The sequence below is a fragment of the Streptomyces sp. RLA123 genome (assembly GCF_056270165.1).
Genome location: NZ_JBWDOR010000003.1, coordinates 3,932,820 through 3,957,280, shown reverse-complemented (window position 1 = coordinate 3,957,280; position 24,461 = coordinate 3,932,820). Strand labels below are relative to the sequence as shown.

21 protein-coding genes, 2 tRNA genes and 1 pseudogene are annotated in these 24,461 nt (G+C 72.0%); 7 read left to right on the top strand and 17 right to left on the bottom strand.

Features of this window, described 5'->3' with window-relative positions; translation table 11 throughout:
- Positions 1-41 precede the first annotated feature (41 nt).
- Positions 42-3,437 (bottom strand): response regulator, encoded by a 3,396-nt coding sequence (locus tag RV983_RS17930; RefSeq protein ID WP_475986770.1) that lies wholly within the window; start codon positions 3,435-3,437, stop codon positions 42-44.
- A 207-nt stretch (positions 3,438-3,644) separates the two neighbouring features.
- Positions 3,645-4,103, bottom strand: coding sequence for an SSI family serine proteinase inhibitor (locus RV983_RS17925; RefSeq protein ID WP_475986769.1), 459 nt, complete (start codon positions 4,101-4,103; stop codon positions 3,645-3,647).
- Between the two features lie 191 nt (positions 4,104-4,294).
- On the opposite strand from RV983_RS17925, the gene RV983_RS17920 reads away from it, so the two are divergent.
- Together RV983_RS17920 and RV983_RS17915 are read left to right on the top strand one after the other, a co-directional pair.
- A tRNA-Ser gene (locus RV983_RS17920) sits at positions 4,295-4,385 on the top strand.
- 182 nt (positions 4,386-4,567) lie between these two features.
- A tRNA-Arg gene (locus tag RV983_RS17915) sits at positions 4,568-4,640 on the top strand.
- A 402-nt stretch (positions 4,641-5,042) separates the two neighbouring features.
- Here the strand turns inward: RV983_RS17915 and RV983_RS17910 are convergent.
- Positions 5,043-5,474: pseudogene (locus tag RV983_RS17910) on the bottom strand (sigma-70 family RNA polymerase sigma factor family protein); the annotation flags it as partial.
- On the opposite strand from RV983_RS17910, the gene RV983_RS17905 reads away from it, so the two are divergent.
- Positions 5,380-5,601 (top strand): hypothetical protein, encoded by a 222-nt coding sequence (locus RV983_RS17905; protein ID WP_475990585.1) that lies wholly within the window; start codon positions 5,380-5,382, stop codon positions 5,599-5,601. The pseudogene RV983_RS17910 and the gene RV983_RS17905 overlap by 95 nt on opposite strands.
- Positions 5,602-5,930: 329 nt before the next feature.
- Here the strand turns inward: RV983_RS17905 and RV983_RS17900 are convergent, their stop codons facing one another.
- Positions 5,931-8,114, bottom strand: coding sequence for a SpoIIE family protein phosphatase (locus RV983_RS17900; RefSeq protein WP_475986768.1), 2,184 nt, complete (start codon positions 8,112-8,114; stop codon positions 5,931-5,933).
- Between the two features lie 320 nt (positions 8,115-8,434).
- Positions 8,435-8,905, bottom strand: a complete 471-nt coding sequence (locus tag RV983_RS17895; RefSeq protein ID WP_475986767.1) for a hypothetical protein — start codon at positions 8,903-8,905, stop codon at positions 8,435-8,437.
- 199 nt (positions 8,906-9,104) lie between these two features.
- Between RV983_RS17895 and RV983_RS17890 the strand changes: the two genes are divergently transcribed.
- Positions 9,105-9,317 (top strand): EF-hand domain-containing protein, encoded by a 213-nt coding sequence (locus RV983_RS17890; protein WP_475986766.1) that lies wholly within the window; start codon positions 9,105-9,107, stop codon positions 9,315-9,317.
- A gap of 2 nt (positions 9,318-9,319) precedes the next feature.
- Here the strand turns inward: RV983_RS17890 and RV983_RS17885 are convergent, their stop codons facing one another.
- Both RV983_RS17885 and RV983_RS17880 read right to left on the bottom strand, forming a co-directional pair.
- Positions 9,320-10,162 (bottom strand): MEDS domain-containing protein, encoded by an 843-nt coding sequence (locus tag RV983_RS17885; RefSeq protein ID WP_475986765.1) that lies wholly within the window; start codon positions 10,160-10,162, stop codon positions 9,320-9,322.
- A 111-nt stretch (positions 10,163-10,273) separates the two neighbouring features.
- Positions 10,274-11,170, bottom strand: a complete 897-nt coding sequence (locus RV983_RS17880) for an LLM class F420-dependent oxidoreductase (RefSeq protein ID WP_475986764.1) — start codon at positions 11,168-11,170, stop codon at positions 10,274-10,276.
- Positions 11,171-11,395: 225 nt separating this feature from the next.
- Between RV983_RS17880 and RV983_RS17875 the strand changes: the two genes are divergently transcribed.
- Positions 11,396-12,139, top strand: a complete 744-nt coding sequence (locus RV983_RS17875) for a response regulator transcription factor (protein WP_475986763.1) — start codon at positions 11,396-11,398, stop codon at positions 12,137-12,139.
- A gap of 89 nt (positions 12,140-12,228) precedes the next feature.
- On the opposite strand, the gene RV983_RS17870 is transcribed toward RV983_RS17875, so the two are convergent.
- The 5 genes from RV983_RS17870 to RV983_RS17850 form a co-directional block, all read right to left on the bottom strand.
- Positions 12,229-12,702 (bottom strand): PPOX class F420-dependent oxidoreductase, encoded by a 474-nt coding sequence (locus RV983_RS17870; RefSeq protein WP_475986762.1) that lies wholly within the window; start codon positions 12,700-12,702, stop codon positions 12,229-12,231.
- A gap of 24 nt (positions 12,703-12,726) precedes the next feature.
- Positions 12,727-13,560 (bottom strand): YceI family protein, encoded by an 834-nt coding sequence (locus tag RV983_RS17865; RefSeq protein WP_475990362.1) that lies wholly within the window; start codon positions 13,558-13,560, stop codon positions 12,727-12,729.
- A 180-nt stretch (positions 13,561-13,740) separates the two neighbouring features.
- Complete coding sequence (locus RV983_RS17860) at positions 13,741-16,128, bottom strand: MFS transporter (RefSeq protein ID WP_475990361.1); 2,388 nt, start codon at positions 16,126-16,128, stop codon at positions 13,741-13,743.
- 80 nt (positions 16,129-16,208) lie between these two features.
- Complete coding sequence (locus RV983_RS17855) at positions 16,209-16,667, bottom strand: MarR family winged helix-turn-helix transcriptional regulator (protein ID WP_475986761.1); 459 nt, start codon at positions 16,665-16,667, stop codon at positions 16,209-16,211.
- A gap of 148 nt (positions 16,668-16,815) precedes the next feature.
- Positions 16,816-17,757: an aldo/keto reductase gene (locus RV983_RS17850; RefSeq protein ID WP_475986760.1), complete on the bottom strand. Its 942-nt coding sequence runs from the start codon at positions 17,755-17,757 to the stop codon at positions 16,816-16,818.
- A 106-nt stretch (positions 17,758-17,863) separates the two neighbouring features.
- On the opposite strand from RV983_RS17850, the gene RV983_RS17845 reads away from it, so the two are divergent.
- Entirely contained in the window at positions 17,864-18,040 is a 177-nt protein-coding gene (locus RV983_RS17845) for a hypothetical protein (protein ID WP_475986759.1), read from the top strand.
- A gap of 43 nt (positions 18,041-18,083) precedes the next feature.
- Here RV983_RS17845 and RV983_RS17840 read toward each other — a convergent pair whose 3' ends face one another.
- The 5 genes from RV983_RS17840 to RV983_RS17820 all read right to left on the bottom strand — a co-directional run bounded on the left by RV983_RS17840 (position 18,084) and on the right by RV983_RS17820 (position 21,712).
- Positions 18,084-18,374, bottom strand: a complete 291-nt coding sequence (locus RV983_RS17840; protein WP_475986758.1) for a hypothetical protein — start codon at positions 18,372-18,374, stop codon at positions 18,084-18,086.
- A gap of 516 nt (positions 18,375-18,890) precedes the next feature.
- Positions 18,891-19,745: an RNA polymerase sigma factor SigF gene (locus RV983_RS17835; RefSeq protein WP_475986757.1), complete on the bottom strand. Its 855-nt coding sequence runs from the start codon at positions 19,743-19,745 to the stop codon at positions 18,891-18,893.
- Positions 19,746-19,913: 168 nt separating this feature from the next.
- Entirely contained in the window at positions 19,914-20,741 is an 828-nt protein-coding gene (locus RV983_RS17830) for an RNA polymerase sigma factor SigF (protein WP_475990360.1), read from the bottom strand.
- Between the two features lie 485 nt (positions 20,742-21,226).
- Positions 21,227-21,523: a Dabb family protein gene (locus tag RV983_RS17825; protein WP_475986756.1), complete on the bottom strand. Its 297-nt coding sequence runs from the start codon at positions 21,521-21,523 to the stop codon at positions 21,227-21,229.
- 24 nt (positions 21,524-21,547) lie between these two features.
- Positions 21,548-21,712: a hypothetical protein gene (locus RV983_RS17820; RefSeq protein ID WP_475986755.1), complete on the bottom strand. Its 165-nt coding sequence runs from the start codon at positions 21,710-21,712 to the stop codon at positions 21,548-21,550.
- Positions 21,713-22,151: 439 nt separating this feature from the next.
- Here RV983_RS17820 and RV983_RS17815 point away from each other — a divergent pair, with 439 nt between their 5' ends.
- Entirely contained in the window at positions 22,152-24,185 is a 2,034-nt protein-coding gene (locus tag RV983_RS17815; protein WP_475986754.1) for a choice-of-anchor D domain-containing protein, read from the top strand.
- The last annotated feature ends 276 nt before the right edge of the window (positions 24,186-24,461 follow it).

The window sequence follows — 24,461 nt, the reverse complement described above, 5'->3', positions numbered from 1 at the left end:
CCCCGGGAATCCCCCGGGGGCCGCCTTGTGCGTACGGGCCGTCAGGAACCGATCTTGCCCAGCAGGTCGACGATGCGGGACTGCACGTCCGTGCTCGTGGAGCGCTCCGCGAGGAAGAGCACCGTCTCGCCGGACGCCAGGCGCGGCAGTTCCGCCGGGTCGATGTCCACGGCGGTGTAGACGACCAGCGGAGTGCGTTCCATGCGCCCGTTGGCGTGCAGCCAGTCGACGATGCCCTGGCGCCGGCGGCGCACCAGCATGAGGTCCATGACCACCAGGTTCGGGTGGAACTGCCCGGCCAGGTTCATCGCGTCGGCCTCCGAGGAGGCGTGCGCCACCTGCATGCCGCGCCGCTCCAGCGTGCCGGCGAAGGCCTGGGCGATCGGCAGGTGCTCCTCTATCAGCAGCACGCGCGGCGGGTGCTGGTCGCTGTCGCGCGGGGCGAGCGCCTTCAGCAGCACCGCGGGGTCCGCGCCGTACGCGGCCTCCCGGGTCGCCTGGCCCAGCCCCGCCGTGACCAGCACCGGCACCTCCGCCCGAGCGGCGGCCTGGCGCAGCGACTGGAGCGCGGTACGGGTGATGGGCCCGGTGAGCGGGTCCACGAAGAGCGCGGCGGGCGGGTCGGCGACCTGGGCGTCGACCTCCTCGCGGGAGCGCACGATGACCGGGCGGTAGCCGCGGTCGGTCAGCGCCTGGCGGGTCGAGACGTCCGGCTCCGGCCACACCAGCAGGCGGCGCGGCTCGTCGAACACGGCCTCCAGCTCGTGGGGTGCCTGGTCGGTGACGTCGACCGCGCCGTTCGGGCCGTCCAGCGGTTCCGGGCCCTCGGTGGCCTCGGTCGGGGCGCCTATGGCGTACGCACGGCCGGGGGTGTCCGTTCCCTTGGGGGCGCTCTGGCCGTTCGCGGAAGGCGCAGGCGCAGGCGCAGGCGCAGGCGCAGGCGAAGGTGCCGGGGCCGACGGGCGGGCCTCGGACTCACCGGGGTTGGCCAGCTTGCGGCGGCGGCCGGTCGGCGTGACCGGCTGCGCGGTCTGCTCGCTGATCTGCTGGGCGAAGGGCACGCCCTGACCGAGGGTGCGCACGCTGATCGCGCGGCCCTGGGTCGTCGACGACTGGGGCTGCACGGGGGCGGGCGCCGGCGGTTCGGGCTGCGGGGCCGGGGGTTCGGGACTGCGCTGCGTCTGCTCCGGGATCACCGGGGCGGCCGGCATCGGCGCGGGAAGCATCGGTGCAGGGAGCATCGGCGCGGGGGACGCCGGCTCGGCCACCGGTTCGGATGTGGGCAGAACGACCGGGGCGGGCGCCGGAGCGGGGGACGGGGCGGGCAGCCGGCGCGGGTCGACGATCGCGGACGGCCGCGGGGTGCTCTCGATGATCCCGCGCGACCGGGGCGCGGAGCCCACGGCCTCCGGCCACTCGGGGGCGGCGCCTCCGTACCCGGGGCCGCTGCCGTTCGCCGCCGGAGCGGGGGACAGGGCAGGGGAAGGGGCGGGCGGAAGGGCGGGCAGCAGGTCCGGCTGCGGCTGCTGCGGGGCGGGAGCCGCGGCCCGGCGGGCCCGGCGGCCCGTCGGCTGCTCCGCGCCCTGCTGCGGGATCTGCGGGGGCGGAATCGGTGCGGGAGCCAGGGGCGCGGGCGCCGGTACGGGGATCTGCGGGGCCGGCGCGGCGGCCGGGATGTGCAGGGGCGGAACCGGCGCCGGGACGGGAATCGCGACGGGGCGGGCCTCTTGCAGCGGTTGCGCCGGTTGTGCCGGTGCCGCGTCGGGACGCCGCAGCGCCCGGCGGCGGCCGGTGGGGGTCGGGGAGTCCGTGGTGGGCGCGGCGGGCAGCGCGGGCAGGGCTGTATCGCCGGCCGGCCGGGGCGGTGCCAGGGCCGGGGGAGCCGCCGGGAGCGCGGGGGCCGCCGGGGCGGTACCGCGCACCGGCTCCAACGGCACGGGCATGACGGTCGTCTCGGACTCCCGCTTGGGCTCGTTCGCCGCCGTCTTGCCGCGGGCCGTGCCCACCGGCACCTCGACCACGTACGCGCTGCCCTGCCCGGGCACGTCGTGCGTCTGGAGCACCCCGCCGTGGCGCTCGACGATGCCGCGCGCGATCGGCAGGTGCACCGGGTTGGCGCCGGCGTGCGGCCCGCGCACCTCGATGCGCACGGAGTCGCCGCGCTGCGCCGCCGCGACCACGATCGTCGAGTCGCCGCTGTTGGGGACGACCGGCACATTGCCGGCCGCGTCCACGCCCGCCACGTCCGCGATCAGGTGGGACAGCGCCTGCGACATCCGCTCGGCGTCCACCGTCGCCTCGATCGGCGGGGCGTGCACCGCGTACTGGGCCCGGCCCGGCCCGATCAGCTCGACGGCCGCCTCGACGCCGGACGCGACGACCTTGTCCATGGACGTGGTCTCGCGCTGGAGCTTGTCCTCGCCCCGGTCCAGCCGCTGGAAGGTGAGCACGCTGTCGATGAGCGTGGTGATCCGCGCGTAGCCCGCCGTCAGGTGGTGCAGGATCTGGTTGGCCTCCGGCCACAGCTGTCCGGCCGGGTCGTTGGCCAGCCCGGCGAGCTCACCGCGCAGTTCGTCCAGCGGGCCGCGCAGCGTGTCGCCCAGCAGCGACCGCAACTGCTCGTTGCGGGCCGCGACGGCGTCGAAGCGCGAGCGGTCGGTGAACGTCATCACCGCGCCGACCAGCTGGTCGCCCTCCCGTACCGGCGCCGTGATCAGGTCCACCGGCACCGCGCGCCCGTCCTTGCGCCACAGCACCTGGCCCCGGGCGCGGTGCTTCAGCCCCGAGCGCAGGGTGCCGGCGAGCGGGGTCTCCTCGTACGGCAGCGGGGTGCCGTCCGGGCGGGAGTGGTGGACCAGCGGGTGCATCTCCTGGCCGCCGAGGTCGGTGGCGCGGAATCCGAGGATCTGCGCGGCCGAGGGATTCACCAGGACGATCTTGCCGTCGGTGTCGACGCCGATGACGCCCTCGCTCGCCGCGCGCAGGATCATCTCGGTCTGGCGCTGCTGGCGGGCGAGTTCGGCCTCGGTGTCCAGGGTGCCGGTCAGGTCGCGGACGACCAGCATCAGCAGCTCGTCGCCGGTGTAGCTGTAGGTCTCGGCGAAGGGTGTGCGGGCGTCGTCGAGGTTGGCGCTCGTAACCTCCACCGGAATTTCACTGCCGTCGGTCCGGCGAGCGATCATCCGGGTGGGTTTCGTACGGCCCGCGTCGTCGTCGGGGCGGCGCATGGAGCCGGGGATGCGACGCGCGTCGAAGGCCGGCAGCAGATCCAGCAGGCCGCGGCCCACAAGCGCCGTCCCGGGGGACTCGAAGGTCTCCAAGGCGATGGAATTCGCGTTGACCACGGTGCCGTTGGCATTGACCAGCAGCAACGCGTCCGGGAGCGCGTCGAGTATTGCCGCGAGGCGAGCAGCGCCTCGGGATGGCCTGCTGCTCACGAGACGCGTCCTCCCTGAAAACCGCCACTTGCCGCCGCGCCACCACCCACTAGGGGGCTTCTACCGGTGGCGGCCCATCTTGCCGCCGACCGGGGGGCATGTCACTAGAGCGAGTGTACGGGCAGCCGTTGGACGGGAGGCTCCGGATGCCCATGTCCCGTACGTGTGGGTATCGTTCACAGTTGCGCGGCTTCGATGTGGTATCGGTCACGCCCGCGGTTCGCGACGTGGCGGTTCGGTGACGATGCCGTCGGGGGACGCGCCGGGCGTCGCGGGGAGCACCGGGGCCATCCGCCGCCACCGGTCGGCCTCGCAGCCGTTCGTGCGGTCGTAGCGGTCGTCCACCGGGCGGCCGTCCCAGATGCCGCGCACCCGCGCCCGCTGCGGGCCGCTGTAGATCATCGTGCACAGCGTGTCCTTCGGGGACGGCCCCACCGGCCCGCCCAGCCGCCGCAGCCGCGTACAGGCCCCCCGCGCGTCGGGATGGGTCCCCGATCCACCGCCCGGGCCGCAGCGCAGGTCGTACGAGGACAGACCGCCGTTCCCGTCGTCCACGATCACCGTCAGCCGGTCACCCGCCCGGCCCGGCGGACAGGCGACGGCGGGCGCGGCGGTGGTCATCGACAGGCCGAGCACGAGCGCGGCGGTCAGGGGCATCCGAGCCATTCGCATGCCTCGTCCCTACCGCTCCGCGTCCGCCGCGGCCCGGCAACCCACCCGATCGTGGGCGCGCCGCGACGGCGCCCGCCGCAACGCCTTTGCCCTGCCCATGGGCGGCCTAGTAATCTGGTCAGCGATTGGTCCCAGCCCAGTGGGCTGTGTCATCATCTGCGTGCACCCGCTCGCGCGGGACACCTGGAGGCGTCGCCTAGTCCGGTCTATGGCGCCGCACTGCTAATGCGGTTTGGGCTTTACCGTCCATCGAGGGTTCAAATCCCTCCGCCTCCGCTCCTTGGAAGCCCCGGCCACCCGGCCGGGGCTTCTGCCGTTCCCGGGCGTGCTCCTGACCCCTCCGCTGGGGCGTTTCCGCAGCTCATGCAGGGTGCGGCTAATGGATTTCACCTCACGGCGCAGGTCATGTAATGTTGTTCCCGCAACGCCGACCGGAAAGAAAACGCCGGGAAGCACAAGCACTCGTAGCTCAACGGATAGAGCATCTGACTACGGATCAGAAGGTTGCAGGTTCGAATCCTGCCGAGTGCACAACAGCTCAGAGGCCCCCGGAGATAATCCGGGGGCCTCTGGCGTTGGGGCGTGTGACGGCGACGGACGGCAACCGTCCCAGTCGCCACCCATGGCGGTGGACAGCCTGCCGGGAGGTGGCCCCGGCGCCCTCGCGATCTGCGCGTGCCTCAGGATGCCTTGGGCCCGCTTCGGCTGAACCCCGAGGGCGGCGAAGGCCGGCGCTGCCGACGTGCAGGGCGAGCAACCGAGTCGCGTTGCCGGGCTCGATCGGGGTCCCATACCTCGTGGGGATGGCCGGTCCACCGCCACCCTGCCTTCAGGCGGACCCTGTTGAGTCCACGCCAGTTCTACGGACCGGCGAAGCCGTACTGGTTTCCCGCGCGTTCCTGGCCGGCTGGTTCGCCCGCTTCCCGGTGGTGGTCAGCGGGAGGTGAGAGGGGTTTCGGACTCGACGCGGGTGAGCTTCTCGGGGTTGCGGACGTAGTAGAGGCCCGTGACGCGGGCGTTCTCGATGCGGAGGGCCATGACGCCGTCGATCACGCCGTCCAGGCGCAGGATGAGTGCGGGGTTGCCGTTGACCGTCGTGGACTCACTGGTGAAGGTGCCGCCGGCCTTGTCGACACTGCCGGCCATGTAACGGAGCACCTGGTCGACGCCGACGACCGGTCGCAGGGCCGCCAGCCTCAGGCCGCCGCCGTCACTGACGAAGACCACGTCCGGGGCGAGCACGTCGAGCAGCCCTTGCAGGTCCCCGGTCATGAGCGCGGACCGGAACGAGGTCAACGCCGCCCGGGCTTCTTCCGGGGAGGCCGGCGTACGCGGCCGGCGGGCGTCGACGTGCCCGCGTGACCTTGCGCTCGGCGGCGTCGATCCGGGTCGGGGTGTCGACCACCAGCGCGACCTTCCCGCCCAGCACCTCACCGAAGCCCTCGAGCGTGTCATCGGAGCCGGTCACGAGTTGGTGCTGGCGGATCCGTGAGACGAAGTCGGCACGGGGATTGACCGGGGTCACCGACACGCCGTCGTGCCGAGCCGGCCGATTGGCCGCCGTCACACCTCCGTACCCGCCGCCGACCACGACCACCTCGACGTTCTCGTTCATCAGGTCTCCCTCGCGTAGTGGACTCGGCATGGAGACACCGGCCGGGCATCCGCCGTAACGGCCCGCGGGTGAGACGTAGCGCACGTCGGACGCGGCGGAGACGTGGCCAGGCATGAAGACACAGAGGACGAGTGACGCGCCCCGAGCCGAGTGGGGCGGAGGCGGGGCTCAGGATGTGGGTTTCCGGCGCGGTGCGGGCGCGGCGATCAGCCTGCCGGCTCGGGAGTCCGGGTGAGGAATTCGATCCATACCGTCTTCCCGCGCCCGTTGGGCGAACTTCCCCAGCATCCCGAGACGTTCTCGACGATGACCATCCCGCGTCCGTTCTCCGCCTTCGACCTGCCTTCTTCGGACATGGAGAACGAGGACGGAATGGGGGGAGCGGAATCCGTATCCCGCACCTCGAGGCGCACGCGGTCGGGGTATCGGTAAAGACGCATGTCCACGTCGCTTCCCGCATGGATCAGCGCATTGGTCACCACTTCCGAGACGGCCATCTCCAGGTCGTCGGAAATTTCGGTCAACTCCCACGTACGGAGATTGTTCCGGGCGAATGTGCGGGCCGTGGAGACGGTTCTCAGGTCTCGTGACTGAATCTCCAGGCGTGCCATTTCACATGTGGTGCGGCCTTCCTTCGCGTCGACGCTGACCAGCAGCAGTGCCGCGTCGTCGTACCGCTGCGACGGGTCGGGAACTCCGGAGATCAGCCGGTCCGCTACGTCCTCTATGTCGCTGTGCCCGCCCGCCGAGCATTCCGCGAACAGACGGAGTGCGAACTCCTCGGTATCGCACTGACGGTTCTGGATCAGGCCGTCCGAATAAAGGAGTATCAGGCTCCCAGGAGATATGGGGAATGTGTAGGAAGTTGGCGGTGGGAGTAGAGAAGGGACCCCCAAGGGAATTCCCGGAGGAGATTCCAGCTTGCAGATGAATCCATCTCTGTCCCTGACCAGGGGCGCTGGATGGCCGGCGGACGCCACCTCCATGAGACCGTCCGCGACATCGATGGACACGATGCAGCATGTGGCAATCAAATCGGAGCCGAACGTCAGGAACAGTTTGCTCGTCCGCTCTATGATGGCCGAGGGTCCGTGCCCTTCGGAGGCGAAGGCGAATACTGCGCTCCGCACCTGTCCCATGACCGCCGCACTGTCGATGCCGTGACCTTCGACATCGCCGATGGCCAGGACGACGCGTCCGTTCGAGGCGGCGATGACGTCGTACCAGTCCCCGCCCACCTCCGATGATGCGGAAGCGGGGACATAGCGAGCGGTGCTGATCATTCCCGGAACATCGGGAAGCGACCGGGGAAGCATTTTTCTTTGGAGACTCGAGGCGAGTTCGAGCTTTCCCTCGGTGAGCTGTATGCGCTCCAGGGTCGATCCCAGAAGGCTGGCCATCATCATGAGCAGGGATTTTTCCTCGGGTGCGAACGATCTTTCACCTGAGAAATCCAGATGGCAGACGCCGGCGATCCCGATGCTGCCCAGGAGCGGAAGGTAGACCTGGGCCTCTCCGGACGGCATGGCGGGGTCGGGGGGGAACGTGTAGGAGGTGGTCGCGTTCTCGAGGAAGAGCGGATTTCCCTTCATTGCTTCCGCCATGGGGCTCCGCGACTGGACGCTCGCGCCGTGGAACATCCTCACCGTTTCACGCGAAGCGCCGGTGTGTCCCACCACCCATGTCCGCCCCTCGATGAACCTCGACAGGACCACCGCACGGCAGCCGAAGGGTACGGAGATCCGGCGCTGTGCGGCCGCGATGACGTCCTTCATCCCCGTGGCGGAGTTCAGTTCGCTGGAGAGGCGTCGAAGCTGGTACATGCAGGTCATCCCGACAGAGGCGGAGAGCTCGGGGATGCCCCAGCGGGACGGAGGCGTATCGCGGATCGTGGCTGAGTCGCTCACAGGAACGATGACGGGGGTCGGACCGAGAGTCATTTCGGTCTCGGTGAATCTCGACAGCTCCCCGGCCAGGCGCGTACCGGCCTCTGCGAGCCCGTTGACTATCCGTGCCTCTATATCCTGGTCCGGAATCGGGTCGCGAAGTATCGTGAGGGTTCCCAGCGGACGGCCGTGGGAAATCAGTGGAGCGGAAGCCGCGGCGTAGGGGAACATGCTGGTGTGCTGATGCTGCTGGTAGATGTCGGAGGGATCCTCGCCTTCTGCCAGGGATATCGATTGTGTGCGGAATGCGCGGGCCGATACGTAGGAGGAGTCGATCGGAATTCGTTCCGGGATGGCGAAAACCGCCGGCTGGTGCCCTCCTGTCATCGAGGCTCGCAAGTGGCCTCCACTCGCTTCGAGCAGGTAAACCGTCGCAGCCACCGCATCGAGTGATGCAACGGCATTGCGAACGGTTGCGAGCAGCAGTGAAGTGAATTCGTCCACAGGCCTGCCGTTCGAGGATTCGGCGTCCTTATCGATTACCAAATACCAGGATAACTCCGGGTCCGCAACCTCACCACTGGTGGCTATTTTCGCGATCCGGTGTCCGTGCGTAAGCGGGCATGAAAGGAAAGGGAATCGGCACCGGTCATCTGTTCGATTCCGGTTCAAGGTCTCATTGCCCCGGGCAACCGACCCCTTACCGGGCATCGGCGGCCGGGCGGCCCATCGTGATGGTGACGGGCAGGCCGGTGCCGCCGTGGCCGGCGCAGTCGGTTCGCCGTGCACTCGCTGTACGGCGCCGAGAGGGTGAGGACCGGGGCCTACGGCCGTGTGGGGGGCGCGGGAGTGATCCGGTCCACCGTGACGGTGGGCGAGGGCGCGGAGTCGGCGCCGGCCGAGTCGACCGAGGCGACGTAGTAGTACGCGATCCCCTTGGGCGCGCTCGTGTCGTCGAAGATGCCGGCGGTGGTCGAGTCGTCGGTGAGCGGGGTCCAGGCGGCGTTCGGGTCCGTAGGCCGGTGCACGGGGTAGCGCCAGGCGTCGGGATCGGGGAACGCCCACGAGAGGGTGGTGGCGCCGTCCTGCAGCCTGACGGCGACGGACTGGGGCGCGGCCACCGGTGGCGGCGCGGGGCGGACGGCGTTCGCGGACGCCGAGGCGGGTACGGCGCCGGTGGTCAGCAGCCCGCCCGCGGTGGCGATCAGCACCGTGGCCGTGAGTGCCGGTCCGCCGAGCCCTCGCGTCGTGCGCGCCGCGCGTGTCACCGGTCCCGACTCCACGACTGGCCCCATGCGTTCCCTTCCTGGTCGTCGGCGCCGCAGGCAGGGTCACGGCAACGACGATCATGACCCCGGAGAGGGGCCGCCGGCTGTACGCCGTGGGGGGGCAAGAACGCTCCGCGTGGATCGGCAGACCGCAGGAACCAGGCAGAGGGCCGGGGCGGCTAGGGTGTGCGCGTCAGACCGACACATATACGGAGGGGTGGTCACGATGGCCGACATCGACGCGGCGAAGCGAGCGTTCACGCGGTACGACATCGACGGGGACGGTCTCATCACGGCCGGCGAGTACAAGAGCGTGATGGCCCAGCTGGGCGATTTCCACGTGACCGAGACGGTGGCCCAGAGCGTGATCAGCCGGGTCGACGCCAATGGTGACGGCAAGATTTCCTGGGACGAGTTCTGGGCGGCCCAGCAGGCCTGACCTCAGGCCGTCTCGTCGAGGACGAGTTGGGGGACCTCGGCCGCGCCGCACAGGCGCAGCGTCCGGGCGTGCAGCCGCGGGCAGCGGACGGTGACGCGGTCGGCGGGGCCGAGGGACGCCGCGTGGCGGATGAGGACGCCGGCGCAGCGCGCGTCGATGAAGCCGAGCCCGGTGAGGTCGATGACGACCGGCGGCCCGGCCGGTGAGCCGAAGGCATGGCGCAGCCCGACCTCGAAGTCGGTGCGCGTGGCGAGGTCGGCGTCGCCGCTGAGGGCGAGGGTGCTGCCGGCCCGCTCGACGTGCAGGGCCCCGGACGGCGGCCGCAGGCACAGCGGGTGCGCGGCGCGCACCCGCGCCAGCAGCGAGGCGTGGAAGCGCCGTTGGTCGTACTCGCAGACGGCGGTGAGCCCGAGGCCCGCCAGCACCTGGGTCATGGCCGCCTCGTGGCCGACGAGGCGGTCCCGGTCCAGGCCCGGCCGCAGTGCCCAGGACATGTCGCCCGCGACGCGGAGCCCGCGGTAGCCGAGGCGGTGGGCGGTCTCCGCGAGGGCGGACCAGGCGGCGGCGGAGTCGTAGCCGGGGACGAGCGGGGTGATGACGAGCGCCCCGCGGCGCACCGCATCGGCGGCGCGGACGCCGAGCGCGGTGAGCCGGGTGACGGCCTCCGCCGGAGGCGTGCCGCGCCCGCTGAAGAGCAGGACGCGTTCCCCCTGGCCGAGGCCGATGGCGGTGAAGGCGGCGCGGACCTCCCAGCGGGCGTCCTCGTCCTCGAAGCCGAGGCAGGCGTGGTCGCCGGACGCCATGCGATCGACCGGGACGGTTCGGGGCACGGTGCCGCTGTCCATGGGCCGAACATACGCCCGGCCCCGGTGCCCGGCCGGGCGCTGAACGGCTTTGAGCGGAGGCTTCCGTTCCTGATGAGCGGCTGTCCCCAACTGCCCCTTCGGTGACCGGGCTCAGAGCCCCAGCGCCACCGCGAGCCGGCGCCACTCCTCACGCGGCAGAGCGGTCCGGTCCTCGCCGGCGGTCAGCACCTGCACGGCGACGTGGTCGGCCCCCGCGTCGAGGAAGGCGTCGATGCGCTCGTGCAGCCGCTGCTCGTCGCCCCAGCCGATCAGCGCGTCCACCAGGCGGTTGCTGCCGCCGTTCGCCAGATCGTCCTCGGTGAAGCCCAGGCGCAGCCAGCTGTTGGTGTAGTTGGGCAGCGTGAGGTAGAGCGAGAGCATCGCGCGGGCGGTCGCCCGGGCGCGCTCGGGGTCGGTGTCCAGGACGACGGTGAACTCCGGGGCGAGCAGCGGGCCCCGGCCGAGGATCTCGCGGGCCTGCGCGGTGTGCTCGGGGGTGACCAGGTACGGGTGGGCGCCCGTGGCGCGGTCGCGGGAGAGTTCCATCATCTTCGGGCCGAGCGCTGCCAGTACACGGCGGCCGGCCGGGACCCCGGCGGCGTCCAGCGCGTCGAGGTAGTCGGTCATGGCGGCGTAGGGGCGGTCGTACTGCGCGGCGAGCTTGGCGTGGCTGACGCCGAGTCCGAGCAGGAAGCGGCCCGGGTACGAGGCCTCCACGGCGGACCAGCGGGCGGCGACGTCCACGGCCTCGTACTGCCAGATGCTGAGGATGCCGGTCGCGACGGTGATGGAGGAGGTCGCCTCGATCAGCGGGGTCGCGTGCTCCACGCCGCTGCTGCCGCCGAGCCAGAGGGCGCCGTAGCCCAGCTCCTCCAACTCGGCCGCGGTCTCGGCGAGTTCCTTGGCGCGGGAGGGATCGGGGTCGCGCAGGCCGCCGCTCCACAGTCCGTATCGGCCGATCGCCCTCGCCGCCGTGCCGCTGTCGCTGTCGCTGTCGCTGAAGCCCATGGGCCGTCTCCCACCACCAGGTCGACTGAAGTCCGATCTCCGTCGTACCAAACGCGGCCCGGCGATCCGCGCATTCCCCCGGGCGGCGTGTTCACGGCCGCGCGCCCCGCGCGGCCTGCGATTCCCGGCGGCCCGTCGCCCGTCACCCGTCACGACGGCTTGTTCTCAGACAATTCACAGACACCGCCAAGGGTGTTCTCAGCGGCGGCTCACAGGATTCCCCCCATGACCGCGTCTCCTTCCTCCTCCGCCGCCGACCTCACGCGTCCGGACGGCTCCCCCGTGCGCGTCCTCGTCGTGGACGACGAGACCGCCCTGGCCGATCTGCTCTCCATGGCCCTGCGTTACGAGGGCTGGGACGTCCACACCGAGGGCACGGGCGCCGACGCCCTGCGGGCCGCGCGGGAACGGCACCCGGACGCCGTGGTCATGGACATGGTGCTGCCCGACATGGGCGGCCTGGAGGTCCTGGCCCGGCTGCGCCGCGACCTGGCCGACGTGCCCGTGCTGTTCCTCACCGCCAAGGACGCCGTCGAGGACCGCATCGCCGGGCTCACCGCGGGCGGCGACGACTACGTGACCAAGCCCTTCAGCCTGGAGGAGGTCGTCGCCCGGTTGCGCGGCCTGCTGCGCCGGGCCGGCGCGGCGGCCGCCCGACAGGACTCGCTGCTGGTCGTGGGCGGCCTCGTGCTGAACGAGGACAGCCACGCGGTCAGCCGCGACGGCGCCGGCATCCACCTCACCGCCACCGAGTTCGAGCTGCTGCGCTACCTGATGCGCAATCCGCGCCGGGTGCTCAGCAAGGCCCAGATCCTCGACCGCGTCTGGTCGTACGACTTCGGCGGTCGGGCCAACGTCGTCGAGCTGTACATCTCCTACCTGCGCAAGAAGATCGACGCGGGCCGCGCGCCGATGATCCACACCCGGCGCGGCGCCGGATACCTGATCAAGCCGGGCGAAACGGCGTGAGCCGCGGCCCTGACCGCGCCGCCCGCCCGCTGCGGCGCCGTCCGCCACCCCGGCGCCGCTGGTCGCTGCGGGCGCCCGTCGCCGGCCGGTCAGTCCTCGTCGGAGGGCGCCAGCCGGGCCGGGAAGCCGCCCGTCGCGAGGGGCCCCCACCGCTCGGGCGTCACCCGGAGCAGTGACTTGCCCTGCTTGAGCATCGCGGCACGGTACTCGTCCCAGTCCGGGTGCTCGCCGGCGATGTTGCGGTAGTACTCCACGAGCGGCTCGACCGACTCCGGCGGGTCGATCACCTCCACGGTGCCGTCGATCTGGACCCAGGGCCCGTCCCACTCGTCGGAGAGCACGATCACGCTCGCCCGCGGGTCGCGGCGCGCGTTGCGGGCCTTGGCCCGCTCGGGGTACGTGGAGACCACCAGCCGCCCGGAGTCGTCGACGCCGCAGGTCACGGGGGAGCCCTGGGGACGTCCGTCCGAGCGGGTGGTCAGCAGCAGCGCGTGGTGACGCGGCCGGACGAACTCCAGCAACTGATCGAGCTCCACGGCGGTGTTGGTCGCGATGTAGGCCATGACAGCAGCCTATGCCGCCGGTGGCTACAGGGCGGGGAGGGCGGTGCCCTGCACGGCCTGGATGTCGAGCTCGACCTTCACGGTGGTGCCGACGGCGACGATGCCGGCCTGCACGACCTGGTTGTAGTGCATGGCGAAGTCCTCCCGCCGCAGCTGCGCCGTCGCGCGGAAGGCGGCGCGCACTCCGCCCCACGGGTCCGGGCCGGTGCCCAGGTACGCCAGGTCCAGGTCCACCGGACGGGTCACGCCGCGCATCGACAGCTCGCCGTGCACGGTCCAGCGGTCCTGGGCGGCCTGCTCCATGGAGGTGCTGCGGTAGGTCACGCTGGGGTGCGCCGCCACGTCCAGGAAGTCGGGGGAACGCAGGTGCGCGTCGCGGGTGCCGTTGCCGGTGTCGATGGACGCCGCGTCGATCACGGCCTGCACGCCGGAGTGCAGCGGCTGCTCGGCGATCTCGATGCTCGCCGCGAAGCCCTTGAAGCGGCCGTGCACGCTGGACAGTCCGAGGTGCTGGGCGACGGCGCGGATCTCGGAGTGGGCGGGGTCGACGGTCCACACGCCCGGCGGGGGCAGTTCCACGCCGCCCGAGCGGGCGAGGGTCAGGGTGCCGACGTCCGCCGATCCCGAGGCGGTGACCAGCGCCGTCGCCGCCGCCGGGCGGTAGCCGACGGCCGTCACGATGACCGTGTACGCGCCCTGGGCCAGTGCGGCGGTGCGCACCGCGCCCTCGGCGTCCACGGCCTCTCGGGCGACCTGTCGGCCCGTCATGTCGGTGACCGTCAGCACGGCGTGCGGCACCGCCCAGCCGTCCTTGGTCCGCACCCGCCCCCGCAGGCCCGTCTTCCCGGTCGTGGTCATGCTCATCGCTCGCCTTCCGTTGCGTGTGTGTCGCTGCGGGAGCCATCCGTCGTGGTCCGTCCGGACGGTGCGCGGCCGTCCCCCGCCGGTGCCGTCCGGACCGGAACGGGGTGTCCCCCGGGGCAGCCGGGCCGTGCGTCTCCGCAGGCGCACGGCCCGGCCGTTCTCCAGCGGGTCCGCTCACCCCTCGGGGTGGCCGAGCTCCACGTCGACGTCCTTGGCGCTCTCGTCGCCGACCCTGATCGTGGTCGCCACCGGCGGGAAGCCACTGGCTATGAGCGAGTACTCGCCCGCGTCCAGGTCGCCGAAGGCGTACGCGCCGTCGCCGCCGGTCGTGGCGGTGGCCACGACGTTGCCGGCGCCGTCCACGAGGGTGACGCGCGCCTCGGGCAGCGGCAGCCGGGTCGCGCCGCCGAGAACGGTGCCCTGGACGCGGCCGCCGAGCCGCAGCGCGACGTCGACGTGGGCCGGGCCGTTGCCGCCCACCTCGACGGGGAGGGCGACCGGCCGGAAGCCGGTGGCGTTGACCGCGAGGATGAAGTCGCCGGCCGGGAGGTCGCCGAAGCCGAAGCCGCCGTCCTGCCCGGTGCCGCCGCTGGCCAGCACCTCGCCGCGGATGTCGGTGACGACGACCACGGCGCCGTGGACCGGGATGCCGTCGGCCTCGGAGGTGACGGTGCCGGTGAGACCGCTGGTGCCGGACAGGACCACGTCGTAGGGGACCGGGTCCTCGCCGGCCACGACGGTGGAGGCCTGCGGCTGGTGGCCGTCGGCGGCCGCGATCAGGACGTACGAGCCGGCGCCGGGCGTGGTGAGCACATAGCCGCCGTCGGGGCCGGTGGCGGCCCGGCCGAGCTGCTTGCCGGTGAGCGAGATCAGTGTGAGCGTGGCGTGTTCGACGCCGGTGCCCTCGGAGTTGCGGACCTGGCCGTGGATCATGGGGCCCTCCTGGACGGGTACGGGCGCTGGTGCGGGTTCGGGCGCGGGCGCGGGCGCGCGTTCGGGCAGCGGGACGGTGGCCGGGGCCGGGGCCGCGGCCGCCGGCTCCGGCGCGGCGGCCACGACGGCCGCCTGCTGCAGACCGCTCGAGGTCCTCAGCGGCACCTCCTTGACGAACAGCAGAAGCAGCAGCGCGAGGAATGCCAGTGGGGTGGCGACCAGGAAGATGTCGCCGGCGCCGTGCCCGAACGCGCTCTCCACGACGGTGCGGATCGGCGCGGGCAGGGTGCCGAGATCCGGGATCGCGCCGTCGGAGGAACCGGAGGACGGCACGCCCAGCGCGGCGAGGCCGTCGTGGGTGTAGTCGGTGACCCGGGCGGAGAGGAGGGCGCCCAGCGCGGAGACGCCGATCGCGCCGCCGAGGGTGCGGAAGAAGGTGACCACGGAGCTGGCCGCGCCGAGGTCTGCCGCACTGACCTGGTTCTGCACGGCGAGCACGAGGTTCTGGAGCACCATGCCGAGGCCGAGGCCCAGCAGCGTCATGTAGATCGCCATGTGCCAGTAGACGGTGTCGTACCGCAGCGTGCCCAGCAGGCCCAGGCCCGCGGTGAGCAGCACGGCGCCGGAGACCAGGAAGGCCTTCCAGCGACCGGTGCGGGTGATGACCTGGCCGGAGACGGTGGAGGAGACGAACAGGCCGGCGACCAGCGGGACGGTCATGACGCCGGACATCGTCGGCGACTCCCCGCGGGCCAGCTGGAAGTACTGGCTGAGGAAGACCGTGCCGGTGAACAGCGCGGTGCCGATGAAGAGCGAGCTGACCGAGGTGAGGCTGATCGTCTTGTTGCGGAACAGCCGCAGCGGCATGATCGGCTCGCGCGCGCGGGACTCGACCAGGACGAAGATCAGGCCCAGCAGCACCGCGCCCGCGGTCAGGACGTAGGTCTGCCAGGAGACCCAGTCGTACTTGTCCCCGGCGAAGGTGACCCAGACCAGCAGCAGGCTGACGGCGGCGGTGATGAAGAAGGCACCCGCCCAGTCGACCTTGGCCCGCCGCTTGGTGACCGGCAGGTGCAGGGTCTTCTGCAGCACGATGATGGCGATGATCGCGAAGGGCACACCGACGTAGAAGCACCAGCGCCAGCCGAGCCAGTCGGTGTCGACGATGACGCCGCCGAGCAGCGGGCCGCCGACGGTGCCGACGGCGAAGGCCGCGCCCAGGTAGCCGCTGTAGCGGCCGCGCTCGCGCGGGGAGATCATCGAGGCCAGGATGACCTGGGTCAGCGCGGTCAGACCGCCGGCGCCGATGCCCTGGACGACGCGGCAGGCGATGAGCATGCCCGCGTTCTGCGACAGACCCGCGATCAGCGAGCCCAGCACGTAGATCACCAGCGCCAGCTGGACCAGCAGTTTCTTGCTGAACAAGTCGGAGAGCTTGCCCCACAGCGGGGTGGTGGCGGTGGTGCTGAGCAGCGCGGCGGTGACGACCCAGGTGTACGCGCTCTGACCGCCGTGCAGATCGGAGATGATCCTCGGCAGCGCGTTGGAGATGATCGTGGACGACAGGATTGCCACGAACAGGCCGAGTATCAGCCCGGCCAGCGCCTCCATGATCTGCCGGTGCGACATGGGGGCCGCGTGTCCTGCGTGGGCGTCGGCCGCCCCCCGCACACCGGCCGGTGATGCGGTTGTTGCCATCGTCATCCTCTTCACATCGTGATCGTTTGCGTACGGGGGCGACAGTCGGCCGTGAAGGCGGTGCGCAGCCGCTCCAGCAGCCCGCAGAGCACCATGACGTCCTCGTCTGGCCAGTCCCGCAGGTGGTGGGCGAGCGAGGCGGCGACCCCGTCCAGGGCCGCATGGAGCATGTCCCTGCCGCCGGGGGTCAGCCGCAGCAGGCGCGACCGTCTGTCGTGCGGATCGGGCAGCCGGTCGATCCAGCCGCGTTCCGTGAGGTGTGCGACATGGCGGCTGGTGACCGACATGTCGATGTCCAGCAGCTCCGCCAGCCGGCTCATCCGCAGTGCGTCGTGGCGGCTCACGACCGCGAGCACACCGAGCGAGGCGGGCGGGCAGTCCTGCGGGCACGAGCGGCTGAGCTCGCGGGCCACGGCGGGGATGGCGCGCAGTTGGTGCGCCAGCTCCCCGTAGAGCTCCTGCGATGCCATGGGATCGCCGCCTTCCCTCAGGACTATTGGTTGCCTTGAGCAACCGTAAGATAATTGGTTGTTGCAGGCAAATTTATTGGGGTAAAAAAACTGCAAAAGGAACGGCCCACCTCCGGTCAGGGAGGCGGGCCGGGCGGTAGAGCGCAGGTCAGGCCGAGGCGGTCGAGGCCTCGGTGAGCAGTTCCAGCTCCGCGGCGGTCAGCTCCAGCTCCACCGAGGCCAGCAGCGCGGGCAGCTGCTCAGACGTCCGGGCGCTGGCGATCGGCGCCACGACGGTCGGCCGGGACCGCAGCCAGGCCAGTGCCACGCTCGCCGGTTCCGCGCCGTGCGCCGCCGCCACCTCGTCCAGCGCGGCCAGCACGCGGGGGCCGCGCGCGGACTCCAGATAGGCGCCCGCCGCGCCCGCGCGGGGGCTGTCCACCGTGACGCCGGGCCGGTACTTGCCGGTGAGGAAGCCGCGGGCCAGGCCGAAGTACGGTACCGAGGCCAGCCCGTGCGCCCGCACCACCTCGCGCAGCGAGCTCTCGTACTCCCGCTCCACCAGGTTGTAGTGCTGCTGGAGCGCCACGTACTTCGCCAGGCCCTCCCGGTCGGAGAACTCCAGCGAGGCCGTCAGCCGCTCCGGGCTGATGTTGGACGCGGCGATGTACCGCACCTTGCCCTCGCGGACCAGCGCGTCCATCGCGCCGATGATCTCCTCCACCGGCGTCTCGACGTCGTCGAAATGGGTGTAGTACAGGTCGATGTGGTCCGTGCCGAGGCGGCGCAGCGACTCCTCCGCCGCGGCCTTGATCGTCGAGGCCTTCAGCCCCTTGAAGTCCGGGTGGGAGCCGACCTTCGTGGCGACGACGACGTCGTCGCGCCGTCCGCGCTTGGAGAGCCAGCTGCCGATCAGGAGCTCGGACTCGCCGCCGGTGTGACCGGGGACCCAGGACGAGTAGGTGTCCGCAGTGTCGACGAAGTTGCCGCCGGCCGCGGCGTACGCGTCCAGAACGGCGAAGGTCGTCTCCTCGTCGGCTGTCCAGCCGAAGACATTGCCGCCGAGCGAGAGGGGAAAGACGTCGAGATCAGAGGTGCCGATGAGTGCCATGGAAGGTGCGACACCGTTTCGACGGGAGGTATTCCCGCCCCCGTTCCCCGGTTGTCCGGGCCCCAGGGGTGACCGGTGCGACATGACTTCGCTAGGGTCCTGCACCATGACTACCCCTGACAACAATTACGACCCGGCCGGCAACACCCAGATGTTCCGCGCCTTCGTCGATGAGGAGCCCGCGCAGGTCCAGGCCTCGGGCAGCAGCCGCACGGGACTGATCGCCGGCATCATCGCGGCCGTCGTGGTCGTGGCGGCCGTCGCCTGGTTCGCCCTGTCCTGACCCACCACCGGTGCCCGGGTCCCCCGGGTCACCGGAGGAACGGTCACGGGACCCGGACGGAGACGTCGCGGGTCTCGACGTGCATGCCCGGAGGGACGCGCCAGGCGTCGGCGCACTCCGTCCAGGCCTCCGTGTCCTCCGCCCCGCCCGCGAGGGACGCCGGCATCGGGTCGCGGCTCTCGATCGTGGCCCGGTCCACGCCGAGCGGGCCGATGATGCGGGTGCCGAAGACCAGCGTGCCCGGTAGGGCCGCGCGGTCACCGGTGTCGGCCGGTGTCACCGTGACGTTCTCGCACCCGCGGACCTCGCCGGCGGTACGGACGACCGCGCTCACCACCAGGCGGGCGGGGGCGCCGGCCGCCCCGGAACGGTGTCGCCCCGGACGGTTTCGCCGTGGGAGCCGGACGCCGGGGCCGACCCGGGTCCGGGCGTAGGACTCGGACCGCCGCCCGCGGGGGCGGACACGGTCGCGGTGGCCGTGGCTCCGGCCGTGATGCCGGGGTCCCGCGGCGTGGCGGAGCCGGACGGCAACGGGGTGCCGCTCGTCACGGGACGCCCGGTGGGCGGTTTCGAGGTGTCGGGCCGTCTGATGCGCCGTCCGTGGGGACCGGGTGCACGCCGGCGCTGCCCACGCGGCCGGGGGTGCCGGCCGAACCCGGCCCGTTCCCGCGCGGTCGCGGTCCTGGCCCAGGGCGGCCAGGGCGCCCAGGCAGACGACGGCCGCCGAGGCTGCGGCAAGCGCGCCCCGGCGACCGGTCGGTAGGTGCACCATCGCACCAGTGTGATGGCGGGCCGTCAGCACTCAGGGGTCCCGAACCAGCCCCTGCGCAGTACCGGTTCGGGATAGCGCCTAGTGTTCGGCGGTGAGTCCCTCGCGCAGCTGCGCCAACGTGCGGGTCAGCAGCCGGGAGACGTGCATCTGGGAGATGCCGACCTCCTCGCCGATCTGCGACTGGGTCATGTTGGCGAAGAAGCGGAGCATGATGATTCGCCGTTCACGCGGCTGGAGTTGGGCGAGCAGCGGCTTGAGCGACTCGCGGTACTCGACGCCTTCCAGCGCGGCGTCCTCGTAGCCGAGCCGGTCGGCGAGCGAGCCCTCGCCGCCGTCGTCCTCGGGCGGCGGGGAGTCCAGCGAACTCGCGGTGTAGGCGTTGCCGACCGCGAGGCCGTCGACCACGTCCTCCTCCGACACGCCCAGCGCGACGGCGAGTTCGGCGACCGTCGGCGAGCGGTCCAGCTTCTGCGCGAGCTCGTCGCTGGTCTTGGTCAGCGCCAGCCGCAGCTCCTGGAGCCGGCGCGGCACCCGCACCGACCACGAGGTGTCGCGGAAGAAGCGCTTGACCTCGCCGACGATCGTGGGCATCGCGAAGGTCGGGAACTCCACACCGCGGTTGCAGTCGAAGCGGTCGATGGCCTTGATGAGGCCGATCGTGCCGACCTGGACGATGTCCTCCATCGGCTCGTTGCGGCTGCGGAAGCGGGCCGCCGCGTACCGCACGAGCGGGAGGTTGAGTTCGATGAGCGTGTCCCGCACGTAGGGCCGCTCGGGGCTGTCGTCCGTCAGCTCGGAGAGCCGCAGGAACAGCGAGCGGGACAGCGTGCGGGTGTCGACGACGGCGGGTTCGGCGATGTCGAGGCTGTCGTCAGGAGCATGGTGCGGCGCTTCGATGTTCAGCACCTTCGGACTGCCCAGTTCTACGGACATGCCACCCCCTTGAGGTCGCGGACGGGTGTCGCGGGCGACGGTTCGTTCCTCCACTGGAATACCGGAGGCCGGACCGCGACAAACGCTGTTCCCGCAGAATGTCACATGTCGGCAACACGCTGTAGCGCCATGTCGACTTATTTCCGCAGGGAGGGTCGCTCGCAAAGGTTACGATTCGAGCTGATTTGCGGATCGCAGCCGAGCGAAGCTCCGGGACAGCAAACGCGACACATGCATCTGCGAAACCCCCAGTTCCGCACTGATCTGGGACTGGGTCAGATTTCCGAAGTAGCGCAGCAGAAGGATCCGCCGCTCGCGTTCGGGCAGCTGCACCAGCAGGTGCCGTACGAGGTCGCGGTGCTCGACCCCGGTCAGTGCCGGGTCCTCGTAGCCGAGCCGGTCCAGCAGGCCCGGCGACCCCTCCCCGCCCTCCTGCGCCGCCTCCAGGGATGTCGCGTGGTACGCCCGCCCCGCCTCCAGGCAGGCCAGCACCTCGTCCTCGGACAGCTTCAGCCGGTCGGCGATCTCGGCGGTGGTCGGGGTGCGCCCGTGGGCCACCGTCAGGTCCTCGATGGCGCCGCTGACCTGCACCCACAGCTCGTGCAGCCGGCGGGGCACGTGGACGGTGCGGACGTTGTCCCTGAAGTAACGTTTGATCTCGCCGACCACGGTCGGCATCGCGAAGGTCGGGAACTGCACACCGCGTTCCGGGTCGAACCGGTCGATCGCGTTGATCAGCCCGATCGTGCCGACCTGGACGACGTCCTCCATCGGCTCGTTGCGGCTGCGGAAGCGCGCCGCCGCGTAGCGCACCAGCGGCAGGTTGACCTCGATGAGGGCGGCCCGCACCCGCGCGTGGTCCGGGGTCCCCGGCTCCAGCCCGGTCAGTTCCTCGAACAGCACCTGGGTCAGTGCCCGCGCCTCGATCGCGTTGGTGTTGGTGGTCCCGGAGCGGGTCCCGCCGGGCCGGCCGAAGGGGCGGCCCGCGAAGGTCACGCCGCCCTGTCCGGGCCCGCTGTCCCCGCCGCCGCCGTCCTGGGCTTCCCCGGCTTCCGCGGCTTCCGGGGCGGCGGGACCGTCCTGGCTCCCCTGCCCCTCGCCGGCGGCGTGGCCCTCCGGCACGTCCGGTACGTCCGGTACGTCCGGGCCGGCGGTGCCGTCCGTGCCGCCACCGGGATCCCGCCCGTGGTGGCCGTCCGCGGCTTCCCGCGCGCTGTGGATCCTCCGGTCGTCCCGGCCGTTCCCTCCCTCGCCCCGGGCGCCCTCCGTTGTACCGGTCCCGCTGTCGTCGCCGGGAATTGCTGGTGACGCCGTACGGGCCGACACGGGCATGCCACTCCTCATCGGTCCACTCATCCGGCAAAAGCGGTCATAGCATCACAATTCATGTGCACTGTGTGCAAGCGAGGCGCGGTGCTAGACGAAAAAGCCCTCCGCCCGGCGGGCGAAGGGCTGTTCGGGACCGGGGTCGGCCGGGGCCGTCACTCGACGACGTAATCGGCGACCACCCAGGTGGCGAATTCGTGCCAGAGGGCCACTCCTGCCTGGTGAGCGGGGTGCCACAGGTAGGCGCCGAGGTCGCTCTCGTCGGCGACCGAGGCGTTGAGGGCGAAGTCGTGGGCGATGGGGCGCGACGAGATGTTCCAGCCGAGCTCCCAGGAGGTGAGTTCCGGGATCAGGCCGCCGAGCTCCTCGAAGGCCCGCACGCCGGCCACCACCCGCGGGTCGTCGCGCTCGACGCCCTCATTCAGCTTGAAAAGGACCAGGTGGCGAATCACGGCGCTCCTCGGGGTCGCGGCCGATCAGTCGATCAGCGCGGTCATGAACTCACCGACGCCCTTGGCGGCGTCGGATACGCCCTGGAACCCCACCTGTACAAGATCAGCGGCACGTCCGGGCGACGTGATGATCGTATAGAGCACGAAGACCACGAGGACGTACATGGTGACTTTCTTCGCCTGCGCCATGGCTGGAGTGTATCCACCGAATGGGCCAATCAGGCGGTCTCATTTGCCGTCACCTCAGGCTCTTCCCCGCCGTCCGTGAGACGCGGCCGCAGCAGCTCGCGGGCGTGCCCGGCAGGCGTTTCCCGCCCTGCCGGGACGGCCGCGCGCGGGGCCCGTCGCGCCGGTGCCACCGCCGTCGACGGAGCGTCAGCGACCGTGTACCGGATCGGGTCCGCATGCCTCCGCGACCCGCGGTCCGCTCCGGCTTCCGGGGCGTCAGTTCGCGCCGCCGTGACTCGGGGCGGTGGGTGATCACCCGGATGCGGACGCCCGGTGGCCGGGGCCTCCCCTCGCCCCTACGGTGCGTAATTGACTGATCACCATACAAAAGTGCGCTTTGTCCTCCCGACCGCGCCCCTCAGTGGAGGTTGCCTTGACCGTGCGTCATATACCCCGACGCTTGTCCCTCCCCCGCGTCGCGGCCGCCGTCGTCGCCCCGGCACTGCTCGCGCTCGGGCTGCCCGCCGTCCTGCCGGCCGCGGCCGCCGGAGCCGGCACCTCCGTGCTTCCGCTGACGCTGCAGAGGATTGTGACGACCGCAGGCGACGGCTTCGCCCACGCCGGCGGCGGCAGCGGCACCGGTGCGCGGCTGGCGGCGGCACCTCCGCAGGGCAGCACGCTCGACGCGGGCGTCGTGTTCTTCTCCTCCGACAGCGCTCCGGCCGACCCGGCCGGCGCTGCCAGCCCCTACCGCTTCGGCGACGGCGAGACGTCCGTGACCCTCCCGGACGCCGCCGTCACCACCACGACCGTGGGCGGCCGCACCATCGCCATGGCGCAACTCCCGGCCGTCTTCGCCGGCCGCGCCGCCGGCGCCACCTTCACCGGGACGGTCGACGGGGGCTCCGCGACCCGCTGGCGGCTCGCCGCGACCTATACCGGGGGCGCCGCCGAGGGCGCGGTACCGAAGCACGTGGTGCTCGTCGCCGGGCCCAGGGCCCTGGTGGACGGCGGCGACACCCCGCGTGCCGCGGCCCCGCAGATCGCCGCCGGGGCGGCGAGGACCGTGCGGGCCGGCGGTCTGCTCGACGACGCTGTCGGCGCCGGGGCAGCCCCGGTCGGGGTCCGCGTCGACAGCGGGGCGACGAAGGGGTCGCCGGTGACCATCGGCGCCGGGGAGTTCGCCGCCGTCGGCGACAGCGCCTGGCAGCCGGGAGCGACGACCGTGGACGGCAGGTTCGCCGGCGGCCGGGGCGCCGCGGGCATCGCCCTGGGGTACGGCTTCAGCTACCCCCAGGCCGCCCAGCCGGAGTTCAGGACGTCGGGCATCACCGACGTCGACGGCGGTGGCCTCAACCCCGGGGACGTGGTCGCCGTCTCGCGTTCCGTGGTGAACACCGGCGACGCCCCGGCGACGGGCGTCGTCCTCACCGACACCCTCACCAATCTCACCGGCGTGAGAGACGTCCGGGTCGACGGTGCGACGGCCGTTCAGGAGACGGTCACCGTCACGGCGTCGTCGGTCAGCGCGCGCCTCGGCACCGGCGCCGGCGCCGCCTCGGGCGGCACGCTCGCCGCCGGGGGGACCGTGACCCTCTCCTACACGGCGCGGGTGGCCGCCGCCCCGTCCGGCCCGACCGCGACCTCCTCGGCCACGGTGGCCTTCGGCAACGGGGTGGCGGGTCCCAGCGACCTGACCCTGGGCATCGCCACGCCCGCCGTCACGCTGAGCCCGGCGAGCCTGGACCTCGACAGCCAGCCGCTGAACACCACCGGCGCGGCACGGACGTTCACGCTCACCAACCACGGCACCACGACCCAGACCGTGCACGGGGTGTCCCTGTCCGGGGCGGACGCGGCGGACTTCGCCCTGGGGGCCGGCACCTGCACGGGCGGCCTCGCACCGCGGACCCGCTGCACGATCGCCGTGACCTTCCGGCCCACGGCGACCGGTACGCGCACCGCCGCGCTCACCGCGGACACCACCGCGGGCGTCCGCAGCGCGGCGCTGACCGGTGCCGGTGTCGCCGCCACGAGCAGCGCCGATGTGCAGATCACCCTGAGCGCACCGGAGGCCGTCGCGCCGCGCGGCCCCCTCACGTACACCGTGCGGGTGGTCAACAACGGCCCCGACACCGCCACCGGCGTGGCCGCCACGCTGGAGCTCCTGGGCCGTGGACGCCCGTTCGACGGGGACCCGCGCGCCGGTTCCGGCCCCCTCCCGGACATCACCTGGTGGGGGGCGAGCACCCGCGCACCCGGCGGCGTGCGGTTCCTCAGCGGCGGTGGCCCGCACCCGTCCATCCAGCGGGTCGTGTGGACCGTCGGAGACCTCGCGCCCGGCCGGACGGCGACCTTCGAGGTCGACCTCACCGCGCCTCCCGGCCTCGGCCTGATCACCTCGACGGCCCGGGCCGTCACCACCACCCTCGACACCGACGCCGGCAACAACGTCGCCACCGTCGCCACCCGGGTGGCGCGGGACGAGGACTGACCCACGGGCGCGGGCCCGGGCGGGACCACAGGCGCGGAGCGGAGGACGACGAGGGGCCCGGCAGTCGAAACCGCCGGGCCCCTCGTTTTCCTGCTCAGAGCGGTAGCGGTGGGATTCGAACCCACGGAGGAGTTGCCCCCTCACACGCTTTCGAGGCCGGTGACCCGCTGTGCGACGCAGGTCGCGTACGGCCTGACCAGCGGCCAGGCCGTAGCGACGTCCCGCCCTGAACGGTGGCGGACCGCGGCGGATGAGACCAGAGCCCAGAGTGCCGCC

Coding starts and splice junctions, on each gene's coding strand:
- RV983_RS17925 (WP_475986769.1), bottom strand. CDS start 4,103: ATGGCTCGGATGCCCCTGACCGCCGCGCTCGTGCTCGGCCTGTCGATG.
- RV983_RS17905 (WP_475990585.1), top strand. CDS start 5,380: ATGAGCGCGGACCGGAACGAGGTCAACGCCGCCCGGGCTTCTTCCGGG.
- RV983_RS17895 (WP_475986767.1), bottom strand. CDS start 8,905: ATGGGGCCAGTCGTGGAGTCGGGACCGGTGACACGCGCGGCGCGCACG.
- RV983_RS17890 (WP_475986766.1), top strand. CDS start 9,105: ATGGCCGACATCGACGCGGCGAAGCGAGCGTTCACGCGGTACGACATC.
- RV983_RS17885 (WP_475986765.1), bottom strand. CDS start 10,162: ATGGACAGCGGCACCGTGCCCCGAACCGTCCCGGTCGATCGCATGGCG.
- RV983_RS17880 (WP_475986764.1), bottom strand. CDS start 11,170: ATGGGCTTCAGCGACAGCGACAGCGACAGCGGCACGGCGGCGAGGGCG.
- RV983_RS17875 (WP_475986763.1), top strand. CDS start 11,396: ATGACCGCGTCTCCTTCCTCCTCCGCCGCCGACCTCACGCGTCCGGAC.
- RV983_RS17870 (WP_475986762.1), bottom strand. CDS start 12,702: ATGGCCTACATCGCGACCAACACCGCCGTGGAGCTCGATCAGTTGCTG.
- RV983_RS17865 (WP_475990362.1), bottom strand. CDS start 13,560: ATGACCACGACCGGGAAGACGGGCCTGCGGGGGCGGGTGCGGACCAAG.
- RV983_RS17860 (WP_475990361.1), bottom strand. CDS start 16,128: ATGTCGCACCGGCAGATCATGGAGGCGCTGGCCGGGCTGATACTCGGC.
- RV983_RS17855 (WP_475986761.1), bottom strand. CDS start 16,667: ATGGCATCGCAGGAGCTCTACGGGGAGCTGGCGCACCAACTGCGCGCC.
- RV983_RS17850 (WP_475986760.1), bottom strand. CDS start 17,757: ATGGCACTCATCGGCACCTCTGATCTCGACGTCTTTCCCCTCTCGCTC.
- RV983_RS17845 (WP_475986759.1), top strand. CDS start 17,864: ATGACTACCCCTGACAACAATTACGACCCGGCCGGCAACACCCAGATG.
- RV983_RS17835 (WP_475986757.1), bottom strand. CDS start 19,745: ATGTCCGTAGAACTGGGCAGTCCGAAGGTGCTGAACATCGAAGCGCCG.
- RV983_RS17820 (WP_475986755.1), bottom strand. CDS start 21,712: ATGGCGCAGGCGAAGAAAGTCACCATGTACGTCCTCGTGGTCTTCGTG.